Source organism: Acinetobacter sp. CIP A162 (assembly GCF_000367905.1).
Taxonomy (GTDB): Bacteria; Pseudomonadota; Gammaproteobacteria; order Pseudomonadales; family Moraxellaceae; genus Acinetobacter; species Acinetobacter lwoffii.
Genome location: NZ_KB849162.1, coordinates 51,599 through 70,384, shown reverse-complemented (window position 1 = coordinate 70,384; position 18,786 = coordinate 51,599). Strand labels below are relative to the sequence as shown.

The 18,786-nt window shown below is 38.4% G+C and carries 12 protein-coding genes, 7 pseudogenes and 1 other annotated feature; of the genes and pseudogenes, 8 read left to right on the top strand and 11 right to left on the bottom strand.

The window, feature by feature from the left end:
* Window positions 1-24: 24 nt before the first annotated feature.
* The 3 genes from F995_RS15820 to F995_RS17150 form a co-directional block, all read right to left on the bottom strand.
* Window positions 25-2,208, bottom strand: coding sequence for a TonB-dependent siderophore receptor (locus tag F995_RS15820; RefSeq protein ID WP_004647789.1), 2,184 nt, complete (start codon window positions 2,206-2,208; stop codon window positions 25-27).
* Window positions 2,209-2,248: 40 nt separating this feature from the next.
* Window positions 2,249-3,454, bottom strand: coding sequence for a phosphotransferase enzyme family protein (locus F995_RS15815; RefSeq protein WP_004647788.1), 1,206 nt, complete (start codon window positions 3,452-3,454; stop codon window positions 2,249-2,251).
* Between the two features lie 299 nt (window positions 3,455-3,753).
* The gene (locus F995_RS17150) at window positions 3,754-3,885 is read right to left on the bottom strand and encodes a hypothetical protein (protein WP_005100775.1); all 132 of its coding nucleotides are present in this window, start codon (window positions 3,883-3,885) and stop codon (window positions 3,754-3,756) included.
* 394 nt (window positions 3,886-4,279) lie between these two features.
* Between F995_RS17150 and F995_RS15810 the strand changes: the two are divergent.
* Window positions 4,280-5,223, top strand: a pseudogene (locus F995_RS15810) (IS30 family transposase).
* Window positions 5,224-5,991: 768 nt separating this feature from the next.
* Here the strand turns inward: F995_RS15810 and F995_RS15805 are convergent.
* From F995_RS15805 to F995_RS16520, 3 genes and pseudogenes are all read right to left on the bottom strand, one after another.
* Window positions 5,992-6,477 (bottom strand): annotated as a pseudogene (locus tag F995_RS15805) (IS3 family transposase); the annotation flags it as partial.
* Between the two features lie 79 nt (window positions 6,478-6,556).
* Window positions 6,557-7,798 (bottom strand): group II intron reverse transcriptase/maturase, encoded by a 1,242-nt coding sequence (gene ltrA / locus F995_RS15800; protein WP_004644827.1) that lies wholly within the window; start codon window positions 7,796-7,798, stop codon window positions 6,557-6,559.
* A gap of 504 nt (window positions 7,799-8,302) precedes the next feature.
* Window positions 8,303-9,045, bottom strand: a pseudogene (locus F995_RS16520) (IS3 family transposase); the annotation flags it as partial.
* Window positions 8,654-8,770: a sequence feature (AL1L pseudoknot), on the bottom strand. Its footprint overlaps the pseudogene before it by 117 nt.
* 374 nt (window positions 9,046-9,419) lie before the next feature.
* Between F995_RS16520 and F995_RS16860 the strand changes: the two are divergent.
* Window positions 9,420-9,593 carry a hypothetical protein gene (locus F995_RS16860; RefSeq protein WP_004281965.1) on the top strand — a complete coding sequence of 58 codons (174 nt, stop codon included), beginning with the start codon at window positions 9,420-9,422 and terminating at the stop codon, window positions 9,591-9,593.
* A 19-nt stretch (window positions 9,594-9,612) separates the two neighbouring features.
* Here the strand turns inward: F995_RS16860 and F995_RS17190 are convergent.
* Window positions 9,613-10,110, bottom strand: a pseudogene (locus F995_RS17190) (DDE transposase); the annotation flags it as partial.
* Between the two features lie 316 nt (window positions 10,111-10,426).
* Window positions 10,427-11,116 carry a GntR family transcriptional regulator gene (locus F995_RS15780; RefSeq protein ID WP_004647775.1) on the bottom strand — a complete coding sequence of 230 codons (690 nt, stop codon included), beginning with the start codon at window positions 11,114-11,116 and terminating at the stop codon, window positions 10,427-10,429.
* Window positions 11,117-12,005: 889 nt separating this feature from the next.
* Between F995_RS15780 and F995_RS16705 the strand changes: the two are divergent.
* Window positions 12,006-12,720: pseudogene (locus tag F995_RS16705) on the top strand (IS5 family transposase).
* A 50-nt stretch (window positions 12,721-12,770) separates the two neighbouring features.
* Here the strand turns inward: F995_RS16705 and F995_RS15770 are convergent.
* Entirely contained in the window at window positions 12,771-13,682 is a 912-nt protein-coding gene (locus F995_RS15770) for a ParB/RepB/Spo0J family partition protein (protein WP_004647773.1), read from the bottom strand.
* Window positions 13,683-13,695: 13 nt separating this feature from the next.
* Entirely contained in the window at window positions 13,696-14,469 is a 774-nt protein-coding gene (locus F995_RS15765; protein ID WP_004647772.1) for a ParA family protein, read from the bottom strand.
* 835 nt (window positions 14,470-15,304) lie between these two features.
* On the opposite strand from F995_RS15765, the gene F995_RS15760 reads away from it, so the two are divergent.
* Window positions 15,305-16,477: a replication initiation protein gene (locus tag F995_RS15760; RefSeq protein ID WP_004647771.1), complete on the top strand. Its 1,173-nt coding sequence runs from the start codon at window positions 15,305-15,307 to the stop codon at window positions 16,475-16,477.
* 322 nt (window positions 16,478-16,799) lie between these two features.
* Here F995_RS15760 and F995_RS15755 read toward each other — a convergent pair whose 3' ends face one another.
* A complete protein-coding gene (locus F995_RS15755) occupies window positions 16,800-17,546 on the bottom strand; it encodes an IS5-like element ISAba31 family transposase (RefSeq protein WP_004647770.1) in 747 nt (248 codons plus the stop codon).
* Window positions 17,547-17,633: 87 nt separating this feature from the next.
* Between F995_RS15755 and F995_RS17185 the strand changes: the two are divergent.
* The 4 genes and pseudogenes from F995_RS17185 to F995_RS16495 all read left to right on the top strand — a co-directional run.
* Window positions 17,634-17,994, top strand: a pseudogene (locus F995_RS17185) (transposase).
* The gene (locus tag F995_RS17045; RefSeq protein WP_228127488.1) at window positions 17,937-18,143 is read left to right on the top strand and encodes a hypothetical protein; all 207 of its coding nucleotides are present in this window, start codon (window positions 17,937-17,939) and stop codon (window positions 18,141-18,143) included. Before F995_RS17185 ends, F995_RS17045 begins: the two are co-directional and overlap by 58 nt.
* Window positions 18,140-18,328 (top strand): IS66 family insertion sequence element accessory protein TnpB, encoded by a 189-nt coding sequence (gene tnpB, locus F995_RS15745; protein WP_004647767.1) that lies wholly within the window; start codon window positions 18,140-18,142, stop codon window positions 18,326-18,328. Before F995_RS17045 ends, tnpB begins: the two co-directional genes overlap by 4 nt.
* A 74-nt stretch (window positions 18,329-18,402) precedes the next feature.
* A pseudogene (locus F995_RS16495) lies at window positions 18,403-18,714 on the top strand (IS66 family transposase); the annotation flags it as partial.
* Window positions 18,715-18,786: the final 72 nt, after the last annotated feature.

The following is an 18,786-nucleotide window of genomic DNA, read 5'->3' as shown; positions in this document are numbered from 1 at the left end:
ATATAACCTGATTAAGCAGCCAATTTAGAAGTTCAGATTGAATGACAAGGTTGCTGTACGCGGCGAACCCAAGAATAAATAATCGTCACCCAAAAATTCACCTGCATCACGCCAGTATTTCTTGTTGAACAGATTATTAATATTCAAGCGTAGCAATGCATCGGTCGTATTTAGTTTAAATTGATAAGCAGCGCCTAAATCAACCACACTATAACCTGCAACTTTCGCAGCACCCTCTTTGTTGGCATATTTGCTGGAACTGTATTGACCACCTGCCAGAACAGTGAAACCTGCAATGCTCGGTACGTTATAGCGAAGATGTGTTGCGAAACGAGCTTTTGGCACGTTTTGCGCCTGATGATTACCATATTCAACCGCTTCTACATTTTCTAAACGGGCTTTAGTCAAGGCAAAAGATGAAGTTAAGGCCAGATGATCGGTTAATGCACCATTCAGTCCGAGCTCCAGACCCTGACTATGTTGTTCGCCTTCCGCAACAAAATAGCGAAGTCCTGAAATCGGCTTGCTATATTGGTTGTCTTGGCGTAAATCAAATAGCGAGGCAATCAATAAGAACTGCTTGATCTGTTGTTTGAAACCAACTTCATATTGCTCTGAGTAGATCGGTGCTAGGGTTTCAGCAGCATTCTCTGCAAACCAAGGTGCTGATTTTCCATCTGACAAGCCTTTGGCATACGAGGCATAGACGGTAGTCGATTCCAAGGGGCTATAGCTGATTGCGAATTGCGGTAAAAATTTAGCTAAATCGGTATCGCGGACTTTTATTACCTGCTTACCCTCTGCATCATAAGCATGTGCTTGCTCATCAAGCTCGATCCATTTTCCGCCAATTAAAGTGGTCCAATGTTCATTCCATTCAATACGGTCTAATGCTGTAAATGCAGTTTGTTTACTTTTAAGTGCTTGATATTTTGGTCCAGCATTCGCTGTTACTGGGGAAAAATCTATGGTTTCTGTATAAATATTACCTACACCAATCCATTCATTGACACCAGCAAAACGATCTCGCGATTTATTGGTTTGTGTAATATCAAAATTTAGATAATGTTGCGCCCAATTGGTATCAATCACCCCATCTAGTTTGACTTTAAATTGGTTGGTTTTAAAGGTTTCATCTGGATTCTGATAATCGTAAATATCATACTCGCCAGCTTTACCAAACGTGTTACAGGAATACTCTTCCAGACAGCCTTCCCGATAATAACCATAAGCAAAGCTTGAATAGTCATCAACTCTGGATTTACTGTATGCTGCAACGAGTCCCAGATTCCAGTCACTATTCAAAGCATAGCTATATTTTAAACTGCTATTCAGACTATCGATCGTGACCGGTTTACCCCAAGTCTGATAACCAAGTAAACGCTCCCATTTCACATTTTCTGGGACTTTGCCATCCAGTAATTGATAACCTGGCACTGATTTTTGTTCGGAACGCTGTGCTTCAAGATCAAGTTCTACTTTGGATTGCGCTGACATCTTCCAATCCAATGCCAATGCCGCTAAATAGCGTTCACCCTCCACATGATCGACATAAGAATCCATCTGTTCATTCACCAGATTGATGCGATATCCGAATTGTTGCTCATCACCCCAAAAACCACCGAGATCAGTTGCCACTGAAAACTGGCCGTGTTGATCAGCCGAGAATGTCAGTGCCTGAATATCTTTCGGTCGCTTGGTGACATAATTAACCACCCCACCCGGGGTTGACATCCCACTTTGAATCGCGGAAATGCCTTTTAAAATTTCCACACGTTCTTTGTTTTCAAGTGCAACGTTTTGTTCACCACGAATCACATTGCTATTAATCAGGTAGCTTGATGCCAAATCAAGTGCAAAGCCACGCGAGACAAAGTTTGGATAATAGCCAATTGCAGCATAGCCATCACCGATGGCTGCATCATTTTTTACAACATCGCTCAGCACACGGCCATGTTGTTCAGCGATGAGATCGGCAGTCAAGATAGAAACTGATGCAGGTATTTTTTGCAAATTCTCCGTACCAAAACCTTCAATATTCACTTTGGTACTCGTGTAAGGGATACTTTGATCGGCTGTGATAACAATCGTGTCAAGCTGTTGCACATCGTCTTCAGCATAAGTCAGCGGGGCTAAACACAGCGGTGACAGAATGATCATTTTTAAAGATCGGGTTAATACATTCTGTTTGAATTGACGAGTGTTCATACGAAACCTTATGTATGTGAAGTGGGTGATGATGCTGGGTTTAGAGAGAGCATTGAGAAGCTTGCAATTCATGTTGAATGAGCCGAGTTAAAGTCTGGGTAAATTGTTGGCCTTGTTCGCCAAAGAACCAGTCCACATGACCGATAATCCAGTCGTAATAAGCCGCATCTGCATGGTTGAGGTTGTGGGTAATACCCACAAAATACTCCAGCTCTGAAAAAGCGAAATCCAGATGCACGATTTTCAGCAGTTCTGGCAAAATACTAAAATCTTCTTGTGGATGTATTTCGGAAAAATAAGCATGGAGAAAAGCGGTTAAACCGGCTTCATCAATCGGAATATGTGGGTTCTGCTTTAATTCCAACCAATCAATGAAATTACGTTCAATCGTCACAGCCAGATCATAAAGTGCCGAATTTCGGTCAGATAAACCAAAATCAATTACGGCAGTAATCTCCGCTTTGGCATCCGGTGCTGACCAGAATAGATTAGAAGCGTGTAAATCGTTATGGGTCCAAATTCTGCTTGCCTGTTGCAATACAGGCTGAATACGCTGGTGAACCTGTAAGATTTGATCTAAAAAGTAAGGATCTAAATTTTTGTCGGCACAGTAACGGCTTAATTCTGGACTGTTTACAATGCGCCGTTGAATGGCTGTAACGATATTTTCACTGTCTAAAAGCTGCTGATTGGACAATAAATAAGATGCTGATCGGCCTTGGTGCTCAGGAAAATCCTGCATGGCCATATGTAACTTTGCCAGCAATTGCCCCGCTTTCGCAGCATGTTCAGCATAGAAAAAAGGTTTCCAGGATTGCTGATCTGCATACAGATCTAAGCCGACTGCTTTTGCATAGACTTCATAGGTCCAGTCACCTAGCTCTAAAGCGGTCAGACCTTGATTTGAGCTAATCAATGCTGCAACAGGAATTTCTTTGCTAGCTAAATGCTGAAGAACGGCATGCTCCTGTAAAATATCGCGGGCACGACGAAAGGAACAATGGCTGCGCTTAATCAAATACTGATGCGCGACTGCTTCATCCCTGATCACAAAATCCTGCTCCACCTTGACCAGCGCCGCAGATGAAAATGGCCGGGGACTACACCACAAAATCTGAATATGACCTTGTAAACAGGAATAATGCTGCTGCAGGCTTTGTAATTCTGGATCAGAAATATGTGCCCAGTCTTTATGTTCCCAGGCATTGCCCATACCATGACCTAAATCATCAGTCATTGTGGTCATTATCAATATTCCTGAGCCAGATCATTATGTAATAATGGAAAATCATTGTTTAGGCGAACATGCAAACAGTATTTTTAAATACATTTAATATTGAAGACACGCCCTAAAATTAAGTGGTACATACCAGTATTAAATTGGAGGAAAGTTTAGCCTTATAAATATAAAAATAAAATAGATCTCTCGCATAAATCAAAAAATGATCTTCTTTTTGGTTAATATTCGAACTCCAGATTTCTTAGCATTCGCGCATAATCTGCGGATGAAATACATCAATTCAAACAAGCTTTCTGATCCTCAGTTCAAGCGATAACATAGTTTTGAAATGCACCGTAATTCATTTTCATGACTTCACTAAGTAGCTCTTTAAATCCATGTTCCTCAGCAGCAAATTCTACCAGTGATTCATTGTTCAGATCAGTAACACATGCCATGGTTGTACACTTGAATGATTTTGGTCTTTAATGAAGTTCTTTAACGGCTCAGTATGGATTGCCCAGGTATCGAAGTCTTTCATCTGTATCTGACGAACTTCAATGTCATTGATTTTGATGCTTCGATTCGTTTCTAAAAAAAATCATTCATAATGATGTCTCAAATTAGATTTTAATGACAAAAAAATACCCTGATGGTTATCCCATCAGAGCTAAATATAAAATTATTTATTTCTTAATTTGAAATACTTTGATCAATCAGTTTCTCAATAATATTAGAGGCAAGGCAGAGTAAAACTTGAAGTGCGACATAAACCACCTAATTAATTTAAAGGGTATGGAGTATATAAAATTGTCATACCATCATCTTAACTTTGAAGATCGTACTGCATTAATGCTTGAGTCAAGAAAAGAAGGCTTTTCACCAAGAAAATTTGCCGAACTCATTAAAAGACATCCAAGTACGATCTATGGTGAGCTTAAAAGAAATAGTATCAATGACGTTTATCAAGCTCGATATGCTTCTGATAACACCTTCGCTAGACGTAGACGTAGTCACAGAAAGCTCAAAATCGATTCAATCCTCTGGAGATTTATTGTTGAAGCGATCCGTTGTTTATGGTCTCCTCAGCAAATATCGAAGCGTTTAAAGACAATTCCTGATTTGGATCAAACAATGAATGTAAGCCATACAACGATTTATTCAACGATACGAGCATTACCAAAGGGTGAGTTGAAAAAAGACTTATTATCCTGTCTGCATCATGAAAATAAAAAGCGAAAAGCTAACGGTGAACCTAAAAAAGATTCTATATTACAGGATATTAAAACTATTCATGAGCGCCCAGCCGAAGTTCAAGAAAGATACCGGGTCATTGGGAAGCCGATTTAATTAAAGGTAAAGACAATAAAAGTTCGATAGCAACACTTATTGAACGAAATACACAGCTCTGTATCTTGGCAACATTATCTGATGCAAAGGCAGAATCAGTGCGCAAGGCTTTAACTAAAGCTCTGAAATATTTACCTGAGAACTGCGTGAAACGTTGACCTATGACCGTGGACGTGAGATGGTAAAATTTAGGCATAGATGTATATTTCTGTGACCCACATTCACCATGGCAAAAAGGCACATGCGAAAATATGAATGGTTTAATTAGGCAATATTTACCTAAAGGGATTGATTTAAATCAGGCAGATCAGCATTATTTAAATCAAGTTGCCATGTCACTGAATACTCGTCCTAGAAAAGCGTTAGATTGGCTTACACTATTAGAGAAATTTTCTCAGCTTATTGATTATCATAAGGCTTTTGAAACTATCGCACCTCATGTTTGAATTCGCCCGCCTAAGGTGCTTTGATTCAGTTCTATTGAAGCTTTAAGATAATTTTCAAGCTTAATCTATACAGGTATATTTTGTTGAATTACGTTTTTTTATTAAGATATTTAAGGGAAAATTCTTACGGAAAAAATGTTTTTTATCACTGAACCATATACAAGTAGCTAAATTATCGTGCAATTTTTCAACCATCATTGGATGACTACCGTAAACTAGGTAAACAATATCACCAATATAGATATTATTCATCTTTAGTCAGCCAAGCATAAGATCAAAATTCTGAAACTTCTGATAAATAAATTAATGCCATCAATTGAGAACTTTTTTTAAGCTGAGAAAGCATTTATAAAGTCCAATTAAGTCCTTGTCCCATTTCATAAATAATGAGTATTAATGCAATTACCATTAGTGAAATCACAATGGCTTCGACCTTAGTGAGCATCTTAAATTCTCCACCTTTCATCTTTTATATAATAAACAAAGTGAACAATAAATAACAATAAGGTTACAAAAAAATTACTGGATGTTACAAAAATAGGGCTGGTAAAGAAAAATCTCTCAGAGGAGGTGCTAATTCTTTTCAAACTTAACCTTATGTACTGGGCGATGTCCTATATAAGACTCATGACCTACTGCGATCATATCAACACCACCTTCTTCTTCTAAACTTAATAAGAAAGTATGGACACCCTGCATGTCATTTAACTCAATATTATTGCTGATCCATGAACCGTACCGGGTTTGTCGGAGACTTTTTTATTTAAGTTAGGCCACCTGACCTAACGGGTTAATCTTATCATAGTACATTGCTTCAAACTCAAAAGGCGATACATAACCCAGTGCACTGTGTACACGCTTTTTATTGAACCAATCTACCCAGTTTAGTGTCGCAAGTTGTACATCTGCTAAACCTTGCCAATCTGCTTTTAAATATTCAATCACCTCTGTTTTGTATAAGCCATTCACCGTTTCAGCCAGAGCATTATCGTATGAATCACCAGTTGTACCGACTGATGCTCGTAAATTTGCAGCTTCTAAACGATTGGTATAGCGAATAGAAAGATATTGAACACCTCTATCGGAATGATGAATCACATTCTTTGGCATGCCTCGATCGTGCAATGCTTGCTCAAGTGCATCGAGTACCATATCTGTATTCATCCGTGTAGATACTTTCCATCCAACAATTGCTCGTGAGAACACATCAATAATAAAGGCGGTATAGACCCAGCCTGAATGAGTTTGAATATAGGGGTGAGTAGACCAAGGGAGTCTCACCCTTAGCCCCTCGCAGAACCGGACGTGAACCTCTCAGCTCATCCGGCTCCCATTATCCAACCGATGGTAAACATCCCATTTTCCAGTGCACAAAGGCATTTGGAAAATCACGCGCAAGTCGCCCTAAGGCATATCTAGCCCGTCTTTTATGACGGGCCAAGTTTTTATACTTACGCCTCATCCAGCGTATAAGATAAGCATTCATGTGTTGCCAGATCGTTGACATTGCTGAACCATGGAATCGACCATAGTATTGCTGCCAGCCTTGAAGAATTGGATTAAATATTGCAGATAAATCACTTAATTCGCGATTACACATCAGATGTAGATGCCATTTCCGAATAGTCTGTCGCATTGTTTTAAGTGCATCACGACTGACTGCAGGAGAGAAATTTACATAAACTCTTTTATACTTGTCCACAGCCTTACGGGGCCTAAACGTGTACCCGAGAAAAGTAAATTGAACATCTGGATATGCTTGGCGACGATTCACATCTTGGCAATAAACAATCTTTGTCTTATCTGGATGCAATTCGAGTCCACATTCACGAAATCGTGCACCAATCTTTTGTAAAACAAGTTTGGCTTGAGATAAACTTCGGCAATGAATTACTCCATCATCCGCATAGCGGCAGAATCTTACACTCGCAAGATTCTTGGTAATCCACATGTCAAAAGCATAATGCATAAATAAATTAGCCAATAGAGGACTGATAACTCCACCTTGCGGTGTGCCGTGATTCCTTTCTAAAACTTGACCATCTACATTTTGCATAGGTGCTTTTAACCAGCGTTCTACATAGAGAAGAATCCATGGAATTTCGCAGTGTTTCTTAAGTGCACGCATGAGTAGATTATGGTCAATGTTATCAAATAGACCTTTGATATCAAATTCCACAACCCAGTCATACTCCCAACTTCGTCGTCTCACCACAGCTATCGCATCATGGGCTGAACGCCCTGGACGATATCCATAAGAGTTTGGATGAAATAGAGGATCAATCTGTGGCTCCAATATAAGCTTGACAGCTGTTTGTGCTACTCGATCCGCTACTGTTGGAATGCCTAACATACGTACCCCACCTGATTTCTTTGGAATCGGAACGCCTTTGACTGGCGGTGGAAAATAACTGCCTGAACAAAGTCGATTCCATAGTTTATACAGGTTGCCTTTTAAGTGGTGTTCGAATTGCTCAATAGATTCATGATCGATGCCTGCAGCACCGCCATTCTCTTTGACTTTCTTGAATGCCTCCCAAATTAACGCTTTAGGAATGTTAAATGGTTTGGTCATAAAGCCTTGTTCCTCCTGCTTGTGCAGTTGACAAGACCGCAGACCTGGATAATGCAGCCCCTTCGCTCCATTACCATTACAGTAACTTCAACACTACTACGAGCTGCTCCGCCCCTTGGTGACGCATTGCTATTATCGGCCTTGCCTTTTGAGCTTGTACCTTTCGCTTGACATCGCCACCGAAGGTTCCCGCAGTTCAACGTAAAAGCCTGAATTAGGATCGCGCTGCCTCTACGCCGGACACCGAATGGCCCGTAAGCAGGTAACGGCCAAACTGATCGCGGGGCAACATCCATCCCCGGTTTTGATGTCATTTGAGTACTTTCGACACTTGAACGGCAGTTCACTGGTGTTCGCCTTCCTAATTCTTACCTGACGCCTTTACAACGCCTTTTCCACAACGCTCACGACCGGGACTTTTGATCCAAGCCGCTTATGGTGGTTTGCTACCTGCTCCTGCAAGCCGATAGCGAGGGGCCATACCCTCATCTCTTACGCCGCTTGCTGCGGCACACTAAAGTCAGCAACCCACAAGTGATTAGGCTGATCAGCTCTAAAATTCCGTTTCACTAAATCATCTGCTCGTTTTTGGTCATCTCGGCTACGGGTGGTTTGTTTGTTCTTACCTCGCCAAACACCTTGTATACCTAGCTTTTTCATTAATCGAGCAACAGTACAGCGTGCAATAATATAGCCTTCACGTTTCAGTTTTTGCCAGACTTTACGTACACCATATCGACCTGAACTTTCCTTCCAAATTCGTTTAATCTCCTCAGCATGATGCAAGTCATGTAAATCTCGCTTTGCTCGATGTTCTGGATTTTCGCAGAGATCTAGAGTCCGGTAATAGGTTGAAGCTGCGATCGGTAAAATCCTACAAATCGCATCAACACCATATCGATCTTTATTGTTATGGATGAAATCCACCATTATTTGTGTGGGCGGTCGAGCTCCGCCTGGGCGAAAAAAGCGGCTGCTTTACGTAGAATTTCATTGGCACGCTTTAATTCTTTAATTTCACGTTCCATTTGCTTCATTTTTTCTTGATCAGATATCTGTTGTACTTTAATAGGATTTTGCTGATCTAAATGCTTTTGATGCCAGGCACGAAGTGTTTCAGGAGTACAACCAATCTTAGGCGCAATTGCTGTGATTGCAGCCCAAGTAGAAGGATAATCTTTTTCAGATTCAATCAATAATTGAACCGCTCTTTCTCTGATTTCAGGGGTATATTTTAATTTTGTCATCGGGATAGTCTCTCAGAATATTGACTCTCCGACAAACCCGGTACGGTTCACCATTTCATCGTACCTGGTTCCATATTGTTTATTTCTTCTTGGATTTTATTGTAGGGGGGATTACCGCAGTTGACCATTTGCTATGCTCTTTTTATAATTTGCCATTAAATTATCTTCGCTATAAAAGATTTTTAAGAAAATCGGTCTGTATTTGGCCAATTAACGCTACAAAAAAAACTCATCCGATAAGTATTCTTACCTAAACCCAAGGTTCTATAACTTGGATCCTGAATATCTTACATACGCAGACATAGCTCATACATCGGAATTTAAACTTAGCCTCTACACTGAAATTAAGTTTTAGAAACATAGAGGAAATTCAGATGGAAAAGTATTCAAAGATTCTAATCCTGAGCTTATTTGGATTTACTGGAACAGTAGCTATTGCAGATGAATCCATTCCAATAGAAGCAACTGCCGCCGCCGAAGCACAACAGGTTGCTTTAGATTATGGAAATGAGAAAGACAAAAAATCTGAATCATCTGAAAGCCCTTAATTAAAGGAATGCCGGTCAGTTAAGAAATTGACTGGCATTTTCTTGGGTATTTCTGTGGTGTCCCTTTCATAACTCGTGGGCAACTCCTCACTCCCTCTCAGGCAAAACATATCTCTTAGATTTTTCCAGTAAACTTTCTAAATGTTTAGGTAAATTACCTGCGGAGTCTAAAGAGTCGAATCTTAATATATTCAGAATGCCAATAGATGCAATATGAAAGCTGGTTCTCAAAGGACTGACTTTTGCACGTTGAGCCATATGTTTCATTGTCTTCTTAGAATATTATAGGCAATACCCCCCATAATTCTTGATAAACTAAATCAGGTTGCTTGCTCCTCAAATGCTTGCCCTCCTGTAAATCACTTTTGATTTCTCGGTAACACATTTTTATTTCCCAGCGCTGAGCATAAAGCTTCGCCAAGCCTATCAGTGGATATGTCTTTGGGTCCATTAATAAAGTGATATAACGTCTAATTTTCCCTGCCTGCTTAACCTCAATCAAACGCGCTTCCCAATACCCTGTTGCCATTAGAGGCCAAAAGCCGCTGTAAACTGGATCCTGAACTAAAAATCTATAATCAGGAAATCAATAAAGAAGAATAGAAATTAAGTATGGATTGGCAGTCTAAAAACTTTCAAAATGCTTTCAGAACGTTATCGCAATAGAGCTAAAAGCCCCCCTTTTGAGATTCAATCTAGTTGCTGGAATTTATAATTTGCAACTGAGTAAGAATGATTTATGAAGGCGGTCTAATGCTAATCTAAGAAAATAAAAAAAATCCTAAAACCATTTAACTTCTTAGGATTTGAATGGGCAGGATATAAATATAAGCTTATGCTTGAATATCTAAGGTCATTTCAATTTTGTCCTGTGACCAGATTTCGATGTCATATTCAATCACTAGATCATCTGATTTTGAAATACGTTCAATATAAGTGGCGGTTTGACTTAAAGGAATACCTAAGTGCTGGCTCTCAAAATGAGACACACCGGTATTTTTAATTTTTAACTGACTACTCGTGTAATTATAATGAAAGTGATTTTTAATGACATCTTGTACCGAAGTAATCACATCATAATTCAGCACATTTGGAAACAGCGCAACAGGTAAATAATTATATTCTAGAAGTACAGGTACATCATCAGCATAACGTAAACGAATAATTTCAATAAAGCCCAATTTACGATTTTCTTCACTAAAAAGATTACTGTGATCCAATCGCTCCAACTGTCTGGTCGAGATTAGTTCAGTTCTGACATTAAAACCCTGTGCCTTCATATAAGAACGAAAATTTTCAATTGAGTTTGGAGAATATTGAATTTTTTTATTACTCACGAACCAGCCGAGATTTTGCCGTTTGAAAATTTTATCTTCGGCACGAAGCTGTTCATAGGCCTTACGCACTGTTTCCCTTGAACAGTCAAACTTTAATGCCAAGTACCGTTCGGATGGAATCATTTGATTAGAACTATAATTTTTCAATTCAGCCTCAATCAAATCTCTGATTTCCATATACTTCATTCAGTGAATCCAGTGAGTGCTCATAAATGATAAAGATAGTACTAAATTAAAGAACAGAGGAAAATTAAAAACAAGGTACGATCAGTAAAAAGATGCATTCCCTTGTTTTAATGAGAATGTTTAGCAGCATGATTAATACGTGATTCTGAGAGAATATCGTTGTCCATTCATAATGTTATCATTTATGCAAAAAGAATAGACTAAATTTGTCTAGTAGAGTGGTGACGGTTCAATCTAACTAAAAGGCATCTACCAAATGGCGGCTATTCGTAATAGTCGACTGAGAAAATCACGTACCTTGATTCTAAGCAGTTATTGCCCACCTCCATACTAGCACGTTTCCTGGCACAGTCCCTATCTGTACACTTGAATGCCTTTGACTATCTAAAGGTAATCTTTAAGAAAATGGGATTTATAGGGCAATATACTAAGATCTCTAGATCTGTTGAATTCGGCAAGCTCACTGAGTGTGGTTCCGTAACGTGACACTAGGTAACGTCTTGGGCTGCTGTCTGTAGGCAAAAATTAAAGCTGTGGTTTAAGGCTGGCATATTTTAAGATTTATTTTAATTTACCACTGATGTCTGGATTTTTAGCTAATTATACCATATCCAAAAAACATATATTTACTAATAATTGCTTAGGCTATTTATTATAAAAAACAACCATATATCATTGATATATGAACATTTATTTCTATTTTTTCTATAGACATAAATTAATTAATTTTTTAGGCCCCCATACACTATCTAAGCTGAGTCAATTAAAACCTGGTATAAGTCAATGTCACATTGACTTATAGAAATAATATTTAAAAACCTTTTTTTATTTTGAATTAGTGTGTCATCAATTAGCTTGAGAAAATCCTACCGGTCCTCATAATTTCTTCATGAATAAACGCTATGCATTAATAGATGATTGGTGGGAACAGGTTAAAGATCTGTTACCTGGACGAATGGGTACTGTTGGAGTAACGGCCAAAGATAACCGACTATTTGTTGAAGCGCTATCGTTCAGGTATCCCGTGGCGAGACTTACCCGAACGCTTCGGTGATTTTAGAGTAGTGTATACTCGTTTTAGTCTTTGGGCTAAAACAGGTGTGTGGCAGAGAGTCTTTGAAGTGCTGTCACATGACCGTGACAATGAATATGTGATGTTAGACTGCACCCCATTGTACGTGCTTACCAACACAGCGCTGGGGGGAAATCAGGCGAATAGGCGCAGTAAAGGGGGCTTAAGCACCAAAATTCATGCCCGTACTGATGCTTTAGGCAACCCGACAGGATTTTATCTCACGGATGGGCAGGTTCATGACTTAAACGGTTCAGATGTGTTGCTGGACTTATCGTTGAGCCAGACCTGGCTTATGGATAAAGCCTACAACTCCAGGGATCGGGTCATTGATCTAATTTTAGAGGCGAAGGGTCAAGTTGTGATGCCAGCGAAAAGTAATTCTATTGATCAGCGTGATTATGATTGACATATCTACAAGGCAAGACATCTGATCGAGAAATTTTTTGCCAAGCTCAAACAATATCGTGCTATTGCCACACGCTATGATAAATTGGCTCAAAACTTCTTATCAGCGATCTATCTGGCTTAATTGATGACACGCCCTAGTTTGAGATTGTCAAAAAAAAGTGTAGCAAATTGCTACACTTTTTCACTTTTCTGAATAAGCTGTTTTAAAAAATCTTCTAGTTGTAAGAGACTAGCTTCGTCAATTTCCGAGATATTCAGAGAAACCTTAAGCTGTTTTTGATTTAGTTTGATATTCCCCGCAATCTTACCTGCATATTCAATTTTTCTAACCACAGATGTTGTGGTCAGTTTTCCTGGATCCTGACTCAATATTTTTTCAGCATAGGCAGTAACTTTACTTTGCTCTAGTTTTTTGTCTTTTACTTTTTCCCAAGCCCCTAGCAAAGCCTTTTCGGCCTCAGAAAGTTGCTCTATATGATCCGACAGAAATTTTTTGAATGCAGTTGCAGCAGTACGACCTAGTAGGCCTGGTTCCACATCAAGGTCATTTAAAATTACTTGAGGCAGTTTTTCGTACGCTAAATACTTGTACATATCTTCGCGATTTAAACCCAGTGAATTGGCTAAACGTTGCTTGTTTTTCTTTAACTTCTCATCAAGTGAGTTCAGGCCAATAAAAATTTCATAATCTGTCAGGTCCTGACGCTTTAAATTCTCTGCTAAGGTTAACAAAGATGCTTCTACATTATTCGCATCAATGATAATGGCTTCAATCACAGACTTGCCGAGTAAATGGTGCGCCCGTAAGCGCCGCTCGCCTGCAATGAGTTCATATTTCAGATTATCAAGTTTACGCACTGTAATGGGCTGCAAAAGACCGACTTCGTCAATGGAATCCGCCAGTTCTTTTAATTGTGACTCTTCAAATAATTTACGCGGCTGGTTTGGACTACGGCTGATATCCTCAATAGGAACATTACGTCTAAACTCTTTCAGCTCTCTAATATTGTCTTTCTGTGCTTGCTGATGTTTTTCTGTATTCTGTTTCAGTTTCTGAGCTAAAAGCTCTTTGGTGCTTGCCATAATACTCTCAGGTTTAAACTTTAGCTACAATTTCATTGGCAAGGCTTTCAAAAGCCTTACGTACTTTTGAATTTTTTTCTACGTTCAAAAGTGATTGTTGCAGAATCGCTGCTTGATTAACTTTAGTACTTTGAGGAATGGTAGTCTCTAAAAGTTTTCCTACCTGTTTCAAGGCTTCATTCCGAATCAGCTTACAGACATTCTGACGTTCATCATGCTTAATTAGTAAAGCGCCTAAAAGCTCTAAATCTGGATTAATACGTTTGATCTTTTCAAGATGATTTAAAAGATCTGTTACCCCATACAATCCATATTGTGATCCGGATTCGATAGGGATAATGACATGTGTTGAAGATGCCAGGGCATTGCTGGTTAATAATTTAAGACTAGGTGGACAGTCGATCAATATAAAATCATAAAGATCTTTTAACAGTTCTAACTTGATATTTAACTCTTCAGAAGGACGGGGAGCTTCTTCTTTTAGTTGGTCTTCAGTTTTTCCTAAATTCAAGGAACCATAAATTAATGATACTTTTTCAAAGTTCGTTTCTTCTTGTAATGCATCTGCCAACAACGAAATATCGCCCACTAGTAATTCTGCTGTAGTCACAACAATTTCGCTTGGATGTTGGATCCCAATGTGTAAACTTGCGTTTGCTTGAGGATCTAAATCAATGACTAAAACCTTGTTGCCCAGATTGGCAAGTTCTGAGGCTAGGTGCACAACAGTCGTTGTTTTGCCACATCCGCCTTTATGGTTAGCAACAGTAATAATTTTTGCAGACATGCGTGTCAGATGCTTCCGTATTTGAATGTTTAGTAATATAAATAACTTTCACTCATCTTACTATAGTTTTAAAATTTATAAATCCTATTTGTTCAGATGTAAAACAGCTTAAAAATAAATCTTTAACTAAGCTAGCTTAATTAATAATTAGAATAATTAGTTATTTAGCTAATTAATAATTAAGAGTGCATTTTTATTATATAAAACAGATGCTTAGAGTTTTAAAAGTGGAAGGTTTGTCACCATAAAGTGGAAGGTCTGTCACTCTAAAGTGGAAGGTCTGTCACTCTAAAGTGGAAGGTTTGTCACTCTAAAGTGGAAGGTCTGTCACTAGGGTGGAAGGTTTGTCACTGCTATTTTTTAAACCGCTATTTTTATTTAAAAATAATTTAAAAAACAATTATTTAATATGTTAATAAAGTCTCGTAACTAAGCCTTAAAGGTGGAAGGGTTGTCACTGTATGTTCTTAACCTGTGGATAATCTGTTTTTATTGGATATTTCCTGATGATTATATGTGCAGTTATACCTTTCGAATCTAACTGAAAGGTGGAAGCCTTGTCACATCAGGGTTTCTATTTAACTTAACCTATCTGAATGTGGGTGAAAAAAGTAAAAATAGTCATTCTAAACTGTAATTTCGGGGGCTAAAGGTGGAAGGTCTGTCACTGTAGGGTGGAAATACTGTATTTAATTCCACTTTAAAGGCAAAAAATCGGATAATAACGCTTTTTTTTGATGACGGACCTTCCACTTTTAGAATCTTGTGGTGAAAGTCTTGAAAGTTTTTCCACTTTTGTATATAAAAACTAAGTCAAATTATAAATATCACGGTTATGACAGAATCTGAACCATTGCAAGAAGAAACGAATTATATTCCCTACTGTATAGGCAACATTCGCCATAATGGCGTTGTCAGTACCAGTAACCGCTTAATTCGCCCAATCGAGTTGTCATCCAATGAATATAAGGCACTTCTATATGCAATGGCGGTTGCGAATTATAGTGAGAAAAATAGGGTAGATGGTGAAATTACCGAACAAACTTATATTTATTTGTATAAGGATGATTTGGCAGATTTACTAGGATTAAATAAACGTAACTCAATTAATGTTGCAATAGATCGGATCTATAAAGAGCTTTCATCCCGGGTAGCTCATTTTATTATTGAGGAGCCTGCTGATAATGGTAAGAGAAAGACTAAAAAAGTACATTCTGTCGTTCCCATTATCCGTGAGTTAAGATGGGAAGATGACTCTAAAAATGCGATTCAGATTCGTTTTACTAGTGAGGTGTTGCCGTATTTCACTCAACTGGCTGGGGGTAATTTTACTACCTATCAGCTAAAACATCTTTTTGCCCTAGATTCTGTTGCCAGTATGAGTCTTTATACTTATTTCATTAAAAACGAATTTAAGTACGCCAATCAAAAGAGTTATGAAGTGCCATTACTTTTAGAAAACTTGAAAGCACTGATTGATATTAATGAAACCAAATATGATCGCTGGGTAGATTTTAGACGCTATGTATTAGACAAAATAGTGGCAGAAATTAACGAAAATACAGATCTACAATTAGAGTATGAAACCGTTAAGAAAGGCCGTCCAATTGTAGGTGTGAATTTTAAACTGCATCATCGGATTGCTGATAAGGCACTGGATGAAATTGCAGTGATTGAAAAAATCTATCTTGATGTTCCATTTGAAGACAATGCATCCGTAAAAGAATTAGGGGCTAAATTCGATACGAATGTACGTTCTTGGTATATTTTTAATAATGATGAAAATTATCAGCAGTTCAAGAAGTGGTTTAAAAAAGTAGGATGCCTCACTGACTCTCAAGCAAATATTGTCATTAATGACACTTTATTCCAAATGGATTTTGCTGAAATTGGTATGGGGCTGAATGACTTTAAACGAAATATGAAGCATAAACTTAAAAATAATCCAGAATTCGTTCAAAGTATTCGTGAAAGACTGAATGATATTTTTGGTAAAGAGCTGATCTAGCGAAAAGTGTAGCAACTTGCTACACTTTTTTAAATATATGTTTGTAAAGAATACAAGTGGTAAGGACCCTAGGATAAAAACGACTCTGTTGGATAAAGGCTTTAGAGATAGATCTTCCCTAAGTTATCCAAATTCAAGTGACAACTTGGGTATGAGGTCTGCCTAATTCCTTAAATCTATTCAAAACGTAAGTGTTCGCTGAACACACCTTATGAATTCATCCTATAAGCCTTAATTTAGTCCCCACTTAAAAACAAGTGGGGACTAAATTTATGACTACAAATAACTAGGGTCTGTTGACATTTACTGTTCATAATTAACCCTATAAAGGTAGCCATAAAAATATACAGGCTAAAGCAACAGAACTTTGATAATTTCTTTTGAGCTTGTCATATCGAGTAGCTATTCCTCTAAATTGCTTTAATCTACAAAACATATTTTCAACTAAATGCCTGATTTTATATAAACACCAGTCCATATGGTCATTGTTCGATTGGCTATTTGTTTTCTTTGGTATATTCGCTTTAGTCCCTGTTTTCCTGATCTGTTCACGCAGTGGTTCTGAATCATAGCCTTTATCTGCACATACCACTTTTGTCTCTTTTAAATCTAATGTTGATATTAAATCAGGTGCAACTTTAACATCATGTGTGGTTCCATCGGTAATCATGAAATCAATAGGATTGCCATGTACATCAACAATCAAATGTATTTTTGAGGAGTTTCCTCCTACACTTTTAGAAATAGATTGATTCGCTATACCGGCAGAATGTTGATGAGCACGTACATGAGAGCCATCAATAAAAATCCACTCCATATCGGGGCATGAGGCTAGTAATTTTAATAATCTAAGTAACTTACCGCTGCTTGACCAACGATTAAAACGTTTGAAAATAGAGTTTGAATGACCAAAACAAGAAGGAATATCTCGCCACGGACAGCCTGTTCTAATTCTATAGAGAATAGCTTCAATAAAATTGCGTAAATTTGAGTTGTGGTGAATGGATAAATTACGCAGAATAACTTTCAACTTTTGCCAGGGTTGATCTGTCAGCATGGTACGAGGCATAGCGAATAGTAAAATTGGGTTTGGCGATTTGATTTTACTACTTCGCTATTTTTTTAAACTAAAAGTGTCAACACACCCTAGACATCCATCACATCTCTTGAGAAAAAACGAAGAACATGCAGTGCTGAATTTAAACAGCAGATCGTTCAGGCTTGTAAAGCACCGGACGTTTCAATTGCTTCAGTCGCTTTGCAACATGGATTGAATACAAATCCCCTATCCAACTGGATTCGCTTAATTGATGGTAAGCTAGAGAAATGATCGCTCACCACTACCGAATAAACCTGCATTTATTGCTTTATCTTGCTCTGCACCATTAGATCCTACTCCTACTGACATGTTAACGGTTCAAATTACTTTACCCCACTCAAAATCAGAAATTGGCTTGAAATGGCAAGTATCAGAAATATCTGCTTTAGGAGAATTACTCAAGGCACTTGCAACATGATCCGTATCGATGAAATCTGGCTGTCTACCCAACCTCTGGATATGCGAGCAGGTATGGATACTGTCATGGCTCAGGTGCTGAGAGCCTTTGGCTATATCAAACCGCATTGTGCTTACCTATTCTGTAATACAAACGTGACCATCGCATGAAAGTGCTGGTGCATTATGGACTGGGCATCTGGCTGTGTGCCCGGCGGCTGGAACAGGGAAAATTCCACTGCGCTAAAGTTCACCAGGGTGAAACCGTGGCCCTCAGCCCGGAGCACTTACAAGCACTGATCCAAGGTTTAGCTTGGCAAAGAATCGGTCTGCAGCAAGTGGTAACAATGCTCTAAACCAAGCTCGGCCATTCTGCTATTCTCCAAACATTCTATTTCCTCTGCGTCATGACCTCAAGCATACTGCGGCCATGAATACGCTGCCTGATTTAAGCCAACTGACCCATGAACAACTGCTGGAATTTACCCGGCAATTGGCGATGCAGCATCAGTCTTTAGCATAATCAAATCAGCAATTAGATGCCAGAGTTCAACATCTTGAAGTCACCAATCAGCAATTAGATTCTAAAGTTAAATCTCTCTCTATTCTCAATCAAAAATACGAGCATGAACTTGCGCAGTTTAAACGGCATAAGTTCGCCCAGAAGAATGAACACTTAACGGCCAAACAAATCCATCTTTGGGACGAAGCGGTCGAAGAAGATATCGCAGCTGATGAATTAGTATAAAAATAAAGTTAGTAAATAAATTATATAAATCAAATACTTTTTTATTAAATATAAAATTTATTTGAT